Source organism: Streptomyces sp. NPDC027185 (assembly GCF_055567035.1).
This window is the reverse complement of sequence record NZ_JBVHRF010000004.1, coordinates 427,143-442,615: the sequence shown is the minus strand read 5'-3', so window position 1 is coordinate 442,615 and position 15,473 is coordinate 427,143. Positions and strand designations below refer to the sequence as shown.

At 73.2% G+C, this 15,473-nt stretch carries 11 protein-coding genes; 2 read left to right on the top strand and 9 right to left on the bottom strand.

Annotated features, from left to right (window positions below; genetic code table 11):
- Window positions 1–71 precede the first annotated feature (71 nt).
- The 7 genes from ACZ4M8_RS15605 to eccD all read right to left on the bottom strand — a co-directional run bounded on the left by ACZ4M8_RS15605 (window position 72) and on the right by eccD (window position 7,099).
- Window positions 72–371: a YbaB/EbfC family nucleoid-associated protein gene (locus tag ACZ4M8_RS15605; RefSeq protein WP_467607326.1), complete on the bottom strand. Its 300-nt coding sequence runs from the start codon at window positions 369–371 to the stop codon at window positions 72–74.
- A complete protein-coding gene (locus ACZ4M8_RS15600) occupies window positions 328–2,454 on the bottom strand; it encodes a WXG100 family type VII secretion target (protein ID WP_467607324.1) in 2,127 nt (708 codons plus the stop codon). Before ACZ4M8_RS15600 ends, ACZ4M8_RS15605 begins: the two co-directional genes overlap by 44 nt.
- A 74-nt stretch (window positions 2,455–2,528) precedes the next feature.
- On the bottom strand, window positions 2,529–3,038 hold the full coding sequence (locus ACZ4M8_RS15595) for a hypothetical protein (RefSeq protein ID WP_467607321.1): 510 nt from the start codon (window positions 3,036–3,038) through the stop codon (window positions 2,529–2,531).
- Between the two features lie 157 nt (window positions 3,039–3,195).
- On the bottom strand, window positions 3,196–3,522 hold the full coding sequence (locus tag ACZ4M8_RS15590; protein ID WP_467607319.1) for a WXG100 family type VII secretion target: 327 nt from the start codon (window positions 3,520–3,522) through the stop codon (window positions 3,196–3,198).
- Window positions 3,523–3,603: 81 nt separating this feature from the next.
- On the bottom strand, window positions 3,604–3,927 hold the full coding sequence (locus ACZ4M8_RS15585; protein ID WP_467607316.1) for a WXG100 family type VII secretion target: 324 nt from the start codon (window positions 3,925–3,927) through the stop codon (window positions 3,604–3,606).
- Window positions 3,928–4,032: 105 nt separating this feature from the next.
- Window positions 4,033–5,553 (bottom strand): type VII secretion protein EccB, encoded by a 1,521-nt coding sequence (eccB, locus tag ACZ4M8_RS15580; RefSeq protein ID WP_467607313.1) that lies wholly within the window; start codon window positions 5,551–5,553, stop codon window positions 4,033–4,035.
- 151 nt (window positions 5,554–5,704) lie between these two features.
- Window positions 5,705–7,099 carry a type VII secretion integral membrane protein EccD gene (gene eccD, locus ACZ4M8_RS15575; RefSeq protein WP_467607310.1) on the bottom strand — a complete coding sequence of 465 codons (1,395 nt, stop codon included), beginning with the start codon at window positions 7,097–7,099 and terminating at the stop codon, window positions 5,705–5,707.
- A gap of 539 nt (window positions 7,100–7,638) precedes the next feature.
- Between eccD and eccCa the strand changes: the two genes are divergently transcribed.
- Together eccCa and ACZ4M8_RS15565 are read left to right on the top strand one after the other, a co-directional pair.
- A complete protein-coding gene (gene eccCa, locus ACZ4M8_RS15570) occupies window positions 7,639–11,535 on the top strand; it encodes a type VII secretion protein EccCa (RefSeq protein WP_467607307.1) in 3,897 nt (1,298 codons plus the stop codon).
- 214 nt (window positions 11,536–11,749) lie between these two features.
- A complete protein-coding gene (locus tag ACZ4M8_RS15565) occupies window positions 11,750–12,898 on the top strand; it encodes a glycosyltransferase (protein WP_467607304.1) in 1,149 nt (382 codons plus the stop codon).
- Between the two features lie 42 nt (window positions 12,899–12,940).
- Here the strand turns inward: ACZ4M8_RS15565 and ACZ4M8_RS15560 are convergent, their stop codons facing one another.
- Window positions 12,941–14,146 (bottom strand): S8 family serine peptidase, encoded by a 1,206-nt coding sequence (locus ACZ4M8_RS15560; protein ID WP_467607301.1) that lies wholly within the window; start codon window positions 14,144–14,146, stop codon window positions 12,941–12,943.
- A gap of 518 nt (window positions 14,147–14,664) precedes the next feature.
- Window positions 14,665–15,429 carry a class I SAM-dependent methyltransferase gene (locus ACZ4M8_RS15555; RefSeq protein ID WP_467607298.1) on the bottom strand — a complete coding sequence of 255 codons (765 nt, stop codon included), beginning with the start codon at window positions 15,427–15,429 and terminating at the stop codon, window positions 14,665–14,667.
- Window positions 15,430–15,473: the final 44 nt, after the last annotated feature.

The window sequence follows — 15,473 nt, the reverse complement described above, 5'->3', positions numbered from 1 at the left end:
GGTCGGTGCCGCCGTACCGCCGTGCCGTACGGGTTCCCGTACGGCACGGCGCGTTCATCCCGTTCGCCCTGCTAGCCCTGTTGCTGACCGGGGAGGGTGCCCCGGGTGAAGGCGCTCAGGAGGTCGTCCAGCGTCGAACGCCCCTCGGACATCGCCTTCCTGTCGAACCCCTCGGGCAGGTGCGGCGCCATCGTCCGCTCCTTCGCCTCGGCGGCGTCCTCCTGCGCCCGCTGCACCGTCTCCAGCAGCGCCTTCGCCAGCTCCGCCGCGGCCATCGAGCGGTAGCGGGTGCTGTGCAGTTTGATGCCGGTCACCCGGCCCTGGGCGTCAGCCGTGACGCTGAGCAGATGATCCTTGGCCGTAGCCGTCACGCTGACCCTGTCGAGACTCTCCCGCGCCGCCCTGGCCTGCGCGTGAGCCTCCTCCAGACGTTCCAGGGCGTCCTCCATACGGCCCATCAGCGGGTTGCCATTCATCGGTCTCTCCCAGGTATGCGGTGTCGGCGAAGAGTGCGGTGCCCGGACGGCCCAGCACGGTGGGTGCCAGCTCCGGATCGGTGCCCCACACGGCGGCGTCCTCGGCCAGCCAGGTGGTGCGCTCACGCTCCTGATTCTCCTGCCCCTTGCCACCGCCCATCCCGTTGGCCATCGGCGGGAACAGCGGCACCCCCGAGCCGTTCTTGCCGCCGGACGACGAGGTGGCGATCGGGCCGCGCACCCCGCCGGTGCCCCCGGTGCCGTTGGCCGGGGAAGTGCCGGAGGTGCCGGACGTCCCGCCCGTCCCGTTGGACGAGATGGGGATGTTGCCGGAGCCGGTGCTCGTACCGGGACGGAAACGGGTCGAGGAGGTCGGCGGCGGTGTGTACTTCTTCGCATCGTCCGGCGACCAGTGCCGCAGATCGGACTGTCCCGGGCGCGGCGGCTTGTAGGTGATGTTCTTACCACCCGTCAGATCCCGGCTGCCGCCCGGGTTCTGGTACGGGTTCCGGCGGTTCCCGGTGGTGCCCGGCGGCGGCACGCTGCCCGGGTGGCGCAGGTACGGCGGGATGTTCCCGTCACCCTTGCCGTTGCCGGTGTTGCCGGGGTCGAGGTCGCTGCCCAGGCCGTTGCCGTCCCCGGTGTTGCCGGGGTTGAGATCGCTGCCGAGCCCGTTCTTGTCCCCGGTGTTGCCCGGGTCGAGGTCGCTGCCGAGGCCGTTGCCGTCGCCGGTGTTGCCGGGGTTGAGGTCGCTGCCCAGGCCGTTGCCGTCCCCGGTGTTGCCCGGGTCGAGGTCGCCGCCGAGGCCGTTCTTGTCGCCGTTGAGGTCGCTGCCGAGACCGTTGCCGTCGCCGGTGTCGCCCGGACCGAGGTCCCCGGTGCCGCCGTCACCGTCCCCGGTACCCGGCGGCAGGTCCTTGTCGGTGTCCGTGTCCTTGTCGGTGTCGGGCAGGTTCTTGTCGAGGTCCTTGTCCGGGTCCTTGTCGCTCGTGCCCGGCGGGGGCGTCGCATTGCCGCCGTAGCCACCGCCGTTGATCGCGTTCTCGATGCTCGGCGGTACCGGCTTGAGCGCCAGCGCCGAGGTGGTGTACGCCCCCGACAGCTTGACGTGGATGTCGTGGACCTTGCCGTTGAGGTGCTGCTGGGCGGTCTGCAGCCAGAGCTCCTTGGCCTTCCCCTCGATCTGCTGCCAGGTGGTCTCCTGGTCGATGTACCCGATCGTCTGCCCGTTGAGGACGAGCTGGGTGGTGCCCAGACCGCCCCCCGGGTTGTCCTTGTGGTTCACGTCCAGACCCGACAGCACCTGCTGCAGCGCCCCGGCCGGTGTCCACGTCGGCTGCTGCCGCCAGGTGGTCAGGGCCTGCCGCATCTCGTCCACCGCGGTCCGCAGCGCCTGCCCGGCCTGATTGACCGCACCCAGATAGCCGCCGGATCCGCCGGGCCCGCCGGTCAGCTGGTCGATCTCCTCGAACGCCCGGGACAGCCGCAGCAGCACATCCGCGAACGAGGCGGAGGCCGACCCCTTCCAGCCGCTCTCGGGCGAGTCCATCTTGGCCCGCCACTGATCGAGACCGATGTGGAAGTTGTTGAAGTACTGGATGGCGCCCGTGAGCTGTTCCTGGGCGGCCGTGAAGCTCGGCACCGACGTGACATCCGTGCCGGCACCGCCCAGCGCGTCGACCACCTTGGTGGAGCCCGCGCTCAGCTGGTACCAGGGGGACTTCTCGCCGTCCAGGCTGTCCTGGCCGTCGAGCATGGCGATACCGGCGGTCCGCGACAGCCCGCGCCCGTCGTCGTACCGGGTGACCCACTGGCCCTTCCACGGGTCCTGCCCGAGGGCGTAGTTCCAGTACGCATGGGTCCAGGGGACCGCCGTGACCGATTCGAGAGAGGGGATCAGGGTCAGCGTGGCGCCGCCCGCCGTCCCCTTCTGGAAGAAGGAGTTCAGCAGTTGGGGCCAGGTGGTGAGGTCGGCCATGGGTCTGCTCCTGCGTGGGGGTGCGGTCGGGGGCAAAGGCGGCCGGGCCCCTCGTGGAGCCGCCGCCACCCGGATCAGGCGGTGGTGTTCTGGTCGCCCTCGGTGTTCTGGGATCCGCCGCCGTTCTGGTTGCCGCCGCCGTTCTGGTTGTCGGTGGTCGAGCCCGTCGGCTGGGTGCCGCCGGAGCCTCCGCTGCCACCGCTGCCGCCGGAGCCCTTGCCGCCCGCCGACAGCGCGCCGCCGATGATGCTCTGGAGCTGCTGGGACGTCAGCTGGGTGTTCTCCTCCTCGATGTTGCTCATGGCGGTGCTGGTCCCGAGAAGCTGGACGATCATCTGCTCGGAGAGGTTGTACGCGGTGTCCAACTCCTTGAGCAGCGCCTGCGCCGCCTCCTTGAAGCGATTCTGCAGGTCGACGGCCGGCTGGTAGTTGGGGCCGCCCGGAAGCAGCTTGTCGGGCCCCTGGAAATGCCCGAGCGTCAGACGGGCCCGGTCGGCCGCGTCCCGCAGATTGGTCAGCTCGTTCTCCCGGAAACCCTCCAGGGTCGCCTTCGTGAACGTCAGGGTTCCTTTGTCGTCCGCCATGTCTCGCTCCTGCTGGGTGAGGGCCGCGCACCCGGCGCGGGCCAACGGTGTCCGGTGCGGAAGTACGCGGTGATACGGGGGAGGGGCCCGCCGCGGAGCGGGCCCGGACACGGGCGGTGCGCGGTCAGCCGGCTCCGCGCACCGCCCGTGGGGAGCGTCAACCGGCGGTGAGCGCGTTCCACTTGTTCTGCTCGGAACCGTCGACGTGCTGGTAGTTCATCCGGACCTGGCCCAGCGTCTTGCCGCCCATGCCCAGCGTCGCGCGCATCTCGTCGACCTTCTGGATCCAGACGCGGTGCGCGGCGTCGTACGCCTCGATGGTCTGACCGCTCATCTCGCTGCGGACGGTGTTGACCTGGGCGTTCAGCTCTTCCAGGTAGTTCTCGATGGTCTGGGTGTAGTTGATCAGCTCCTGGTGGCCCTGGTCCATGGCCGCGTGGTTGGTGCTGAAATCGGAGAAGCCGGGCATCTGGGACGTCCTCACGAATCGATGGGATGACAGGGGAGTGGCCGCCCGGAGGCGGCCCGGTCACGGACGGCCGAGGCAGGTCCGTCCGCGCGCCGCTCAGTGGGGGTTGGTCTGCGACACCCAGTGCTTGGTCAGACCGAGGTTGTCCGACTCGTTGGTGGTGAAGTTGTTGCGGGTGCCGCCCAGCTGGTCCCCCATCGCCTGGAGGGAGTCCATGAGGCCCTTGAGCTGCGTCTGCCAGGTCGCCAGGGCGTCGCCGAAGCCGCCCGACGCGTTACCCGTCCAGGTACCGGCCAGCGCGATCTTGCTGTTCTCCACGCTGGAGTGGATGTTCTGGCAGCTGACGTGTGTGTTGTCGATGGCCTTCGCCGCGACCTGGAGCGCGTGCTCAGTACTGGTGAACTGGTTTCCGGCGACCATGCGGAACTCCTCGGAGATCGGCGCCGGACGCGGACCCGATGTCCGTGTCCCGGCGGGAACGTGCGGTGAACGGCGCCCGGGACGGTGCGGGCGAAGGACGGTGCGTCATCCGGCCGCTCCCTTCCCGGAGTCTTCGGTGGCGCTCGCGGCGGCGCGGCACTCGGGATCCTCCGGCGCCTGCGGAGCCGACAGCGCGGGCTGCGCCGCCGCCACCGGATCGAGCACGGGGCCCGTCGGCAGCAGCCGCAGCAGCGCGGACGGCAGCCGCACGGTCTCCGCCTCGGTGAACGACAGGGTCTTCAGCACCGCGTCGGAGGCCAGCGGGTACTTCGTCCCGTCCCCGGACACGAGGTACGGCGCGCCGGTGGTCCGGCCGCTGCCCGCCCCGCCGCGGCCCGGCAGCGGACGCGCCAGCACCGCGGTACCGGGCCGCGAGGTCACCAGGCCCGGCTGCGGACAGCCCGGCGCGGTGCTCTGCCGCGGGACGACCGGACGGCCACCGGCCAGCCGGCGGTCGGTCAGCGTGATCCGCTGCACCGGCGCGTCGCCGTGCGGGGTGACGGACAGACAGGGCACGGCACCGCCCGGGGTGACGGCGCGGGGCGGCGCCGTGGGCAGTCCGGCCAGGAACTGCGCCGGCTCGCCCTTGGCCAGCGCCGGCCTGACCTGGTCCGGGGTGAGGGCGACGGCGGTGGGCGCGGCCCCGCCGTACGCCTTCTTCCGGGTGTCGGCGTCACCGGTCAGCAGCTGCGAGCCGGTGAGCGTGAACGGGACCAGCCCGTCCTTGGTGAGCAGGTAGTACTGGTCGGCGGAGCTGGGCGTGCGTACGACGAAGAACTGCCCGACGGTCCGCTTCGCCCCGCCGATCTCCGGGCCCGCCGTACCGCGCCCGGGGACGTCCGGCGCCGCCAGATCGGGCCCGGCGGGGATCGCGGCGAGGAACGACTCGTCCACCGCGACCGGGTCGACGGTGCCGTAGCCGAGGGCCTGCACCGCGCCGCCCTTGTCGTCCAGCCGCAGCCGCTGACCGTGCCAGAGCAGGAAGACGTTCTCCTTGGCGTCCTGGACGAGCACCGCCCGGGAGTCCGGCAGCGGCGGGCTGCCGGCGCTCACCCCGATCCCCACCGAGGTGGTCGCCAGCTGCCGCCCGTCGTCACCGGTACGGCTGGTGGCGCACACCTGCCAGGCGCCCCGGGAGAGCGCGTCACCCGACGGCAGCGAGTCCGGCGCGTCCGGGATACCGATCGCCGTACCGCGCGGCACACCCGCAAGCGACTCCTGCGAGACCTCCTGCACCAGGCCCTTCGCGCCGACGGCGAGCTTCGCCGAGGTGTAGTTGAGGACCGGGCGCAGCTCCCCGCCGCCGTAGAGGTACCGGGCGCCGGTCTCCTTCTCCACGATGATCGCGCCCGCCTGCTGCCAGGCCGTCGACCGCCCCGGGAAGAGCAGACCCGACACCGCGAACCCCACACAGAGCAGCAGCCCGATGACGAGCCCGATGACGGTCCCGCGCTTGGTACGGCCCATATGGGTGTCGATGGCGTCCGGATCGGCGGAGAGCATGCTGGAGGTCAGGCGTCCCACCACGAAGGAGTACGCCTGGACCTGGTCCCGCCGTGACTGCATCTGCTCTCCTGCCACCGTGCTGCGCCCACTGCTGCCGGGCTGTCTTGTCGAGGTGTCTCGGGACCGGACGGCGGGCGCGCGCCGGACGCGCACCCACCGGGAAGGCGTACGGCGGTGCGCGGGCCCGGTCGTCCGCCGCGCACCCCGGAGGTCAGCTCAGCCAGGCCCGCAGGGCGCCGAGCGCCCCCAGATCGATGAGGACGAGAGGGAAGAGCGCGATGGCGCAGGCCGAGTGGAGCAGATCGGCGGCGCGTCCCCAGTACGGCACCAGCCGGCGGCCCGGCAGCGCCCAGGAGGCGATGGTCAGCCCGGCGCCGACGAGGAGCAGCACCAGCAGGACGAGGGCGCGGGTACCGGTGGAGCCGTGCCAGGCGAAGCCGAGGGCGGGCAGCAGCAGTCCGAGGCAGCCGGGGAGCACCACCGACAGCCGCTGGCGGGCCCCGGCCATCGCGCGGGCGTGCAGCACCAGCAGCACGCTGAGCACCGCGCCGAGCGTCAGCGGCTCCCAGCCCCGCCCGGTGGCGAGCGCCACCAGACACACCGCGCACAGCAGACCGCAGGCCGCGTAGAGCGCGGTCATGTAGCGGTCGGCGACGCGGGTGCGCTCCAGGACATCGGTGGCGGGCACCGGGTCGATGCCCTCCTGGAGCTCCTGGGCGTTGGTGGGCAGCGGCGGCAGCCGCAGTCCGGCCAGCCGGAACGACAGCAGCGGTACGAAGGTGCCGAGGATGACGGTGACCGCGGCGACCGGACCGGCTGCCTCGGACGGCGCGAGCCCGGCGGTCAGCCCGAGGGCGCCGCCGACCGCGGTGAGGAGGAAGCCCAGCAGGACCGCGGTGAACAGCGGCGCCGCGGACGCCGCCGCGGCCAGCGCCAGGATCGCGGCGCCGCTGCCTGCCGCGGCGCCGGCCAGCAGCCGCGCCCCGAGCAGCGGGTCACCGGCCGGTCCGGCGGGCACGAACCAGCCCGCCACGAAGAGATAGGGGATGGCCAGCAGGCCGAGGGTGGTCCCGGCGACCGCGTCCCCCACGGCGCGGGAGGCGCCGACCGCGCCGAGCAGCAGCAGGAGACCGACCCCGGCGGTGGCCACGGAGTGCAGCAGCGGCAGGCCGCTGGTGGCCAGCGGGACCAGCCCGGCCAGCAGGACGGCGGAGCCGAAGCCGAGGGCGAGACGCCGGGTGCCCTGTGGTCCCCACTGGTCGGCGCGCTCCCGCATCCCGGTGGCGACGCCGTCGACGAGGTCGTCGAAGTGCACGGGCGGCAACTGCTCGCGCCGGGGCCGCAGATGGAGCGTTTCGCCGTCCCGGAGCCCCAGGTCGGCGGGGGTCGACTCCTCGTCGAGGGCGGGGCGGCCGAGCCGCTGGAGGACCCAGCCGCCGTGCTCCACACCCGTTTCGTCGAGGTCGCCACCGGGGACGGAGCCGTGCTCCAGCAGTGACGGCATCACCTCGACCAGGGGCATGTCGGCCGGCAGACCGATCTCGAAGGAGCGCTCAGGCGCCTTGACGACGATCTTGCATATGTCGGCAACGATGGTGCTGCTCACGTCAGTTCTCGCCTTCCACCCCAACGTCGAGGGTCTTCAGCCAGGACGTCCCGCCGAGGTGGCGGCTCCCGCTCCGGTCGGACTGGTCAGTGACCGACCGGTACAAAGCGGATAGACATCCGATGGCTGTGCCGACGCCTGTTCCTTGGTGGAGTGGGCCGTTGCACGGGCCGCGGAACGTCACGCTCCCGGCGCGACAGCATCGCTCTGCCTGCGTGGAGGGCGTCCTGGTGGAGAGGAAGTTAACACAAGTCTCTTTACGGGTGACCGGTCCTGACGAAATCTTGAGCGATCTTCATCGGGCCGGGCGGAAGGGGCCCGGAAGCGGCCATGGCATCATCTGGCCACCAGCCCGACGCGCCGCCGATCGCCCGCTGTTGACACCGCGGACCCCTGCCCGGACACCCCCTCCGCCAGGGTCCGCCGGCTCCGGGGGCGGCCGGTTTTCCGTACGTACCGGAAGGACCCGTGTGAGCCTCATCCTCTTCCGCCGTCCACCACGCAGGCCGGGCCCTGAAGTTCCCGGTGGCGAACTGGAATTGCAGGAGCCACCCGTCCTCCCCGAACGGACCAGCAACCTCTCCGCGCTCTTCACCTACCTGCCGATGGCCGTCGCCTCCACCGGCATGGTGCTGATCTTCCTGCGGCCCGGCGGCGGCAGCGGTGTCTTCACCTACATGGTCGGCGGCATGATGCTGGTCTCCACGTTGGCCATGCTCATCGGCCAACTCGTCCGCAGCGCCGGGGAACGCAAGCAGCGGCTGAGCGGCGACCGCCGGGACTACTTGCGCTATCTGTCGCAGAACCGGCGCCGGGTGCGCGAGGCGGTCGTCGGCCAGCGCGACGCCCACGCCTGGCGCAACCCCGACCCGGAGGCGCTGCGTTCACTGGTGCGAACGTCCCGGCTGTGGGAACGGCGCACCTCCCACGACGACTTCGCCGAGGTCCGTCTCGCCGTCGGCGACCAGCGGCTCGGCATGCGCGTCGCCCCCATGGAGACCAAGCCCGTCGAGGACCTGGAGCCGCTCGCCGCCCACGCGCTGCGCCGCTTCATCCGCGCCTACACCTCCGTCGCCGACCAGCCCATCGCGCTTTACCTCCGCGGCTATGCCCGTGTCCAGTTGCGCGGCGACGACGAGACCGCGCGCGCCATGGTCCGCGCCCTCGTCGGACAGCTCGCCGTCTTCCACGCCCCCGAGGAACTGCGCCTCGCCGCCTGCACCTCCAAGGACGCCCTGGAGCACTGGGAGTGGCTGAAGTGGCTTCCGCACGCTCTGCATCCGACCGAGCACGACGGGGCCGGACAGCGCCGTCTGGTCACCGAGGACACCACCGAATTCGCTGAACTCCTCGGAGGTCTGCTCTCCGACCGCCCGCGGTTCGACCCGCAGGCCGTACCGGGTAAGGAGGAGCCGTTCACCGTCGTCATCCTCGACGGCGCCGGTCTCCCGGGCGATGACCGGCTGGCCGGCGGCGGCTACCGCAACTGCGTCGTCATCGACCTGGGCGCCGGTCTCGCCTGGGGCGGTCCGCACACCCTCGGCCTGGAGGTCGAACCCGGCCATCTGCGCGCCGTCGGGCGGGACCGCAACGGCCGCGAGACCGTCTCCCGGCTCGGCCGCCCCGACGCCCTCACCCTCGTCCGCGCCCGCGCCCTGGCCCGCATGATCGCCCCGTACCGGATGAGCGTGACCACCGAGGTCGCCGAGCCGCTGGAGTCGGACTTCCAGCTCACCACGCTGCTGGGCATCTCCGATCTGCACACCCACGAGCTGGAGCGGTTCCACGAGTTCCGCGGCCCGGGGGAGCGCGACCGGCTGCGTGTCCCGGTCGGTGTCGCCGCCGACGGCTCACCCGTCGAGATCGACCTCAAGGAGTCCGCGCACAACGGCATGGGCCCGCACGGCATGCTCATCGGCGCCACCGGCTCCGGCAAGAGCGAGCTGCTGCGCACCCTCGTCACCTCGCTCGCCCTCACCCACTCCTCCGAGATCCTCAATCTCGTCCTCGTGGACTTCAAGGGCGGCGCCACCTTCCTCGGCCTGGAGAACCTGCCGCACACCTCCGCCGTCATCACCAACCTCGCCGACGAGGCGGCGCTGGTGACCCGTATGCACGACGCGGTCCACGGCGAACTGATCCGTCGTCAGGAACTGCTGCGCGCGGCCGGCAACTACACCAACAACCTGGAGTACGAGAAGGCCCGCCTCGCCGGGACGCCGCTGGCGCCCATGCCGTCGCTCGTCATCATCGTCGACGAGTTCAGTGAACTGCTCGCCGCTCACCCCTCGTTCATGGACCTCTTCGTCATGATCGGACGGCTCGGCCGCAGCCTCGGCGTCCATCTGCTCCTCGCCTCCCAGCGCCTCGACGAGGGCCGCGTCCACCAGCTCGAATCCCACCTCTCGTACCGCATCGGCCTGCGCACCTTCTCCGCCATGGAGAGCCGCGGCGTCCTCGGCGTCCCCGACGCCCACCAGCTGCCGCCCGCCCCCGGCAACGGCTACCTCAAGAGCGACACCGCCACCCTCACCCGCTTCAAGGCCGCCTACGTCTCCGGCCCCTACGAGGCCCGGCGCCGCAACACGCCGAGCGCCCAGGGCGGCGGCTCGGCCGTCCCCTACCGCTCCGGCTACGTCGCGCCCACCCGGCCCGTCGTCCCCGCCGAGCCCGAACCGGACGGGGACCGCGAGCAGCTCACGCTGCTGGAGACCGCCAACCGGCGCCTGCTGGACGCCGGCGGCCCGCCCGCCCACCGCATCTGGCTGCCCCCGCTGGACACCCCGCCCACCCTCGACGAGATGGTGCCCGCCACCCCCGAGGACCTCGCGCGCCGCTACGACCCGGCGAACACCGAGCCCGGCTCGCTGCGGGTACCCGTCGGCGTCATCGACCGCCCCTTCGACCAGCGGCGCGACCCGCTCCTCGCCGACCTCTCCACCACCGGTGGCCACCTCGGCGTGGCCGGCGGCCCGCAGACCGGCAAGAGCACTCTGCTGCGCACCGTCATCACCGCGCTCGCCCTCACCCACACCCCGCGTGAGGTGCAGTTCCACTGCCTCGACTTCGGCGGCGGCAACTTCGGTGTGCTGTCCGGGCTGCCGCACATGGGCACCATCAGCAGCCGCGTCCACACCGAACGCATCCAGCGCACCGTGAGCGAACTGGAGAACCTGCTGACCCGCCGTGAGGAGCAGTTCGCCGACGCCGACATCGACGGCATCGCCGACTACCGCAGGCGCCGCGCCGCCGGGGAGTTCGCCGACGACCCCTGGGGCGACGTCTTCCTCGTCGTCGACGGCTGGTCGACGCTGCGCAACGACTTCTTCGACCTGAGCCAGGACATCGCCCAACTCGGCTCCCGCGGCCTCAACTACGGCATCCACCTGCTGATCTCCTCACCCCGCTGGGCCGACATCCAGCCCGCCCTGCGCGATCAGATCGGCAGCCGCTTCGAACTGCGCCTCGGCGACCCGGTCGACTCCGTCGTGAACATGCGCAAGGCCAAGGAGGTCCCCCGGATACCCGGCCGCGGTCTGACCGAGGACACCTACCACTTCCTCACCGGACTGCCCCGCACCGACGGAGACGGCAACGCCGCCACCCTCACCGAGGGCACCCAGGAGACGGTCGCCGCCATCCGCGCCGCCTGGGGCGACCGCCCCGGCGCCCCCGCCGTACGGATGCTGCCGAACACCGTCCACGCCACCGAACTGCCCGAACCGGCCGGCCGCACCGTCCCGCTCGGCCTGGAGGAGAACGAACTCGCCGCCTTCCGCCAGGACTTCGACGCCGACCCGCACCTCCTCGTCATCGGCGACACCGAGAGCGGCAAGACCAACCTGCTGCGCCTCGTCGCCGACTCGATCGTCCGCACCCACACCGCGAGCGAGGCCAAGTTCGCCTTCGTCGACCTGCGGCGCGAGCTGTACGACGCGGTGCCCGAGGAGTACCGCCTCGACTACGCGGTCTCCCTCGACGCGGCCCGCGAGATGGTCCGCAACTGCGCCGCCTCGATGCGGCCCCGCATCCCCGGCCCGGACATCACCCCCGACCGGCTGCGCAAACGCGACTGGTGGAAGGGCCCGCAGGTCTTCCTCGTCGCGGACGACTACGACCTGATCGGCGGCGGCGGTATCGGCGCGCAGAGCCCGTTCGAGCCGCTGCTCGACATCCTCACCCAGGGCTCGGAGATCGGCTTCCACCTGATCCTCGCCCGCGCCGCCGGCGGGGTCAGCCGCGGGATGAACGACCCGCTGCTGCGCCGCCTCGTCGAGGCGAACACCAACCGCCTGCTGCTCTCCTGCCCGCCCGCCGAAGGCGTCCTCTTCGGCGACGTCCGCCCCCGGACGTACCCGCCGGGCCGCGCGCAGTGGATCGCCCGCCGCCGCAACATCCAGGTCCAGACGGCCCTGCTGGCGGAGAAGGAACACTAGGAACACCGCCCGCGACCCTCTTCCACGGAGCGGAAAGCGCCGGTCACCCCGTACACCGCGGGGGGCCGGCGCTTTCCGCTTTCCCGTGGGACGGGCCGCCCCGGGCGTCCGCGCCGCGCGCCACCTGTGCCCGCACGCCGCATCCGCGCCCCCGGCGCCCCCGCCCCGGCGCACCATGGCCGGACCGCCCCACGACGAGGAACCCGAAAACGCCATGACCTTACGGATAGCCCTGACCGCCGAACCGGTGCCGTCGCACGTCACCGCGCTCGACTACGTCATCGGACCGGCCCGGGAACAGGGCCACGAGATCACCCTGCACGCCCCGGCCATGTTCCGCAGCGAGGCCCGCCGCCGGGGCATCGCCTACCGGCGGGCGGGCACCGACTGGACCTGCGAGCCCGGGGTGCAGGAGACGGCGAGCGCGATCCGGCTGCGGCACGGGAACGCCGCCTTCAACCGCCACGTCTTCGGTCAGCTCTGGCCCGAACGGGCCGGCGCCAAGGCCCGCGATCTGCTCACCGGCTGGCGCCGGGACCGGCCCGACCTCGTGATCGCCGAATGCAGCGACCCGGGCGCCCACCTCGCGGCCCGGATCCTGCGGCTGCCCCTGCTCGCCGCGGACAACGGCCTCGGCCCACTGCTGCGGGACCTCTGGGACACCGACATCGCCCCCGCCCTGCACCCTCTGCACAAGCAGTACGAACAGGACGCCCCGGCCCTGCCCCCGATGCTCACGCCCGCCCCGCTCCCGTGGTTCCACCAGGAGCCGCCGGCCGCCGCGTACCCGGTCCGGCGCACCGTCGCCGGCCACCGGACCGTACTGCCCGAGTGGCTCGACCGTGCCCCCTCCACCCGCCCCCTCGTCTACGCGAGCCTGGGCACCCTGACCACCGCGATGCCGGGACTGCGGCCCACGATCGAGGGCGCCTACCGGGAGATCCTGGCCGCGCTCACCGCGCTCGGCTGCGCCGCGATCGTCTCCGCCGGCGCCCTCGCACCTCGGCTGACCTGCGACGACCCGCGCATCACGGTGGTGGAGCACGTACCGCAGCCGGCGCTGCTGCACCGCGCCGACCTCTTCGTCACCCACGGCGGCCGGGCGTCCCTGCTCGACGCGGTCCAGGGCGCGACACCCGTCCTGGGCCTGGGCGTCCTCGCCGACCAGCCCGCCAACACCGCCGCGTTCGCCCGGCACGGACTGGGCCGGGCCCTGCCCTACACCGCACCGCGCGAGGAGATCGCCACCGCCCTGACGGACCTCCTCGGCGACGCCCGGTACGCCGACGCCATGGCCGGTGCCCGCACCACCCTGTCCCGGCTGCCCCCGCTCGACCTCACCCGGCTGCCGGAGCCCGGCTGACCGCACGACGGCGGGGCGCGCCGGGTCCGCTCCGCCCCGCCGCTACGGCGCGCGCCAGCCGCGCGCCCGGCCCCGGGGGATCACCACCGCCAGCAGCGCCGCGACCGCCGCCACCGCGGCGACCCCGCCCGCCATCGCCCACACCGGCCCGGAAGCGACCTCGGGCGGCGGCTGATCGGCCTGGTAGGCGGCGGCGACCGTGCCCTTGCCCGGCGGGGCGGTGCCGTCGCCCGGTCGCAGCGCGGCCACCGCGCCTTCCGGGTCGACCATGCCGTAGCCGGTCGCCGGGTCCGGGACCGCCCCGGCGCCGCGCACCGCCGTGGCCCGCAGCCGCTCCCGTACCGCGTCGGCCGGCAGTTGCGGATCGCGGGCCCGGACCAGCGCGGCGGTTCCGGCGACGAACGCCGCCGCCACCGGGTCGCCGCTCCCCGTGAAGTGCCCGCCGCCGGGGCCCACACTGAGCACCCGGTCGCCGGGGGCCGTCAGATCGACGCGGACCGTCGCCCCGCCCGCCTGAGCCGCCTGCTGAGGGTCCCCGCCGAGCGGGTCGCCCGCCACGTTGACGGCGGCGACGCTGATCACCCGCGGATAGGCGGCGGGGTAGGAGACCGCACGGCTGTGGCTCTCCGTACCGGCGCCCGCCACGACGACGACGTCCTTCTTCTGCGCGTACGCCAGCGCCGACTTCAACGCCGCGCTGGAGCGCGCGGCACCCACGCCGACCAGGACCACCCGCGCGCCGTCGTCGATGGTCGCGCGGATGCCCGCGGCCACCGTGTCGGGGTCGGCGTCGTCGCCGTACCCTTCCGCCTCGACGGACGCCCCGACGATCCGGGCCTGCGGGGCGACGCCCTCGAAGCCGATGCCCGCGGCGGGGGCGGCCGCGACCACCCCGGCGAGGAAGGTGCCGTGCCCGGAGCAGTCCTTGCCGGTGCCGGACGTCCGCCCGGACAGCGCCGGTACGGAGGCGTCGAGCCCGCCGTCGACCACCCCGACCGTCACCCCGCGGCCCTCGCTGAGCGGATGCGCCTTCTCGATACCGAGCAGCTTCTGCGGCCACGGCGTCGCTCGGGCCGTGGCGGAGCTGTGCTTGACACACTTCGTGGTGTCGAGCGATGTGGAGATCTGCGGCAGTACGGCGGAGTCGGCGAGCGGAGCCGCGACGGCCGGGACCGGCGCCGCCCCGGCGAGCAGGACGCAGCCCACCGCGGTGGCCCGCAGGGAGAATTTCCGCCGGCGGTCGGACACGAAAATGCCTCCTGGAGCAGGTCGGACAGCGGCCGCCCGCAGCGGCCGTCCTGTGCTTGACCGGGATCATACGCAGAACCCCCCGCCGTACGAACGCGCAGCCGGCGTACGCCACTTTGTCCCCCCACCCGGAATCCGGGCCGCCCCGGCGGGACACGCCGGGGCGGCAACGGGAGGGGGGACGGGGGGAGTTGGCGGGTGCGGTGGCCGGGCCCGGGGGGAGCCGGGCCCGAGGGCCGGGGGCCGGGGCGCGGGTCCTGGGCGCGGCTCGGTCCCCGACCGACCGGCGGCCCGCCTCGCCCGGCGGCCCGCCCCGACCAACGGCCCTCCTCGCCTCGGCCGGCGGCCCGCCCCGACCAACGGCTCGCCCCGACCAACGGCCCGCCCCGACCGGCGGCCCGCCCCGGCCAAAGGCCCGCCTCGCCCTGACCGGCGGCCCGCCCCGGCCAACGGCCCACTCCGGCCAACAGCCCCGCCCGCGCCGCTCGTCCCTGCGGGAAGGCATCCGCCCTGCCCGCTCACCCCACCGGCTTCCGGGCCTCGATCAGGAAGCGGGTGGTCCGGGCCTGGAAGGGGCCCTCGGCGCGGATCTTCGCGTCCAGCTCGCGCAGCCGGTCGTGGTGGGCGGCCACGGTGAAGCCGGGCACCATCCAGATCACCTTCCGCAGGAAGTACACCACCGCGCCGATGTCCCTGAACTCCGTCCGCAACGACTCCGACCGCAGGTCGACGACGTCCAGACCGGCCGCCTCGGCCTCCCGCCGGGCGTCGTCCGGGTGGCGGCGGCGCCGTACCTCTGCCGGCTGCGGCCCGAGGAAGAACTCCACCAGTTCGAAGACGCTCGCCGGTCCGACCTGCTGTGACAGATACGTCCCGCCCGGCTCCAGCACCCGGGCGATCTCCTGCCACCACACCGTCACCGGATGCCGGCTGACGACCAGGTCGAAGGCGTCGTCGGCGAACGGCAGCGGTGGCTCGTCCGTGTCCGCGACCACCACCACGCCGCGCGGCCGCAGCAGCCGCGTCGCCGCGGCGACGTTCGGCGGCCACGCCTCCGTCGCGGCCACCAGCGGCGGCAGCCGGTCGACCCCGGCCAGCACCTCCCCGCCGCCGGTCTGTACGTCCAGCGCCGCCGACGCACGCGCCATCCGCGCCCCCATCAGCCGCTGGTACCCCCACGACGGGCGCTCCTCCGTCGCCCGCCCCGCGAGCCAGGAGAAGTCCCAGCCGTCCATCGGAGCCCGCTCGGCCTCCGCCACCAGATCCTCGAACGTCCGTGCCACGGCTCCGATGCTTCCAGCACCGCCCCTTACGAGCCACTCGATCT

Coding starts and splice junctions, on each gene's coding strand:
- ACZ4M8_RS15600 (WP_467607324.1), bottom strand. CDS start 2,454: ATGGCCGACCTCACCACCTGGCCCCAACTGCTGAACTCCTTCTTCCAG.
- ACZ4M8_RS15595 (WP_467607321.1), bottom strand. CDS start 3,038: ATGGCGGACGACAAAGGAACCCTGACGTTCACGAAGGCGACCCTGGAG.
- ACZ4M8_RS15585 (WP_467607316.1), bottom strand. CDS start 3,927: ATGGTCGCCGGAAACCAGTTCACCAGTACTGAGCACGCGCTCCAGGTC.
- eccB (WP_467607313.1), bottom strand. CDS start 5,553: ATGCAGTCACGGCGGGACCAGGTCCAGGCGTACTCCTTCGTGGTGGGA.
- ACZ4M8_RS15565 (WP_467607304.1), top strand. CDS start 11,750: ATGACCTTACGGATAGCCCTGACCGCCGAACCGGTGCCGTCGCACGTC.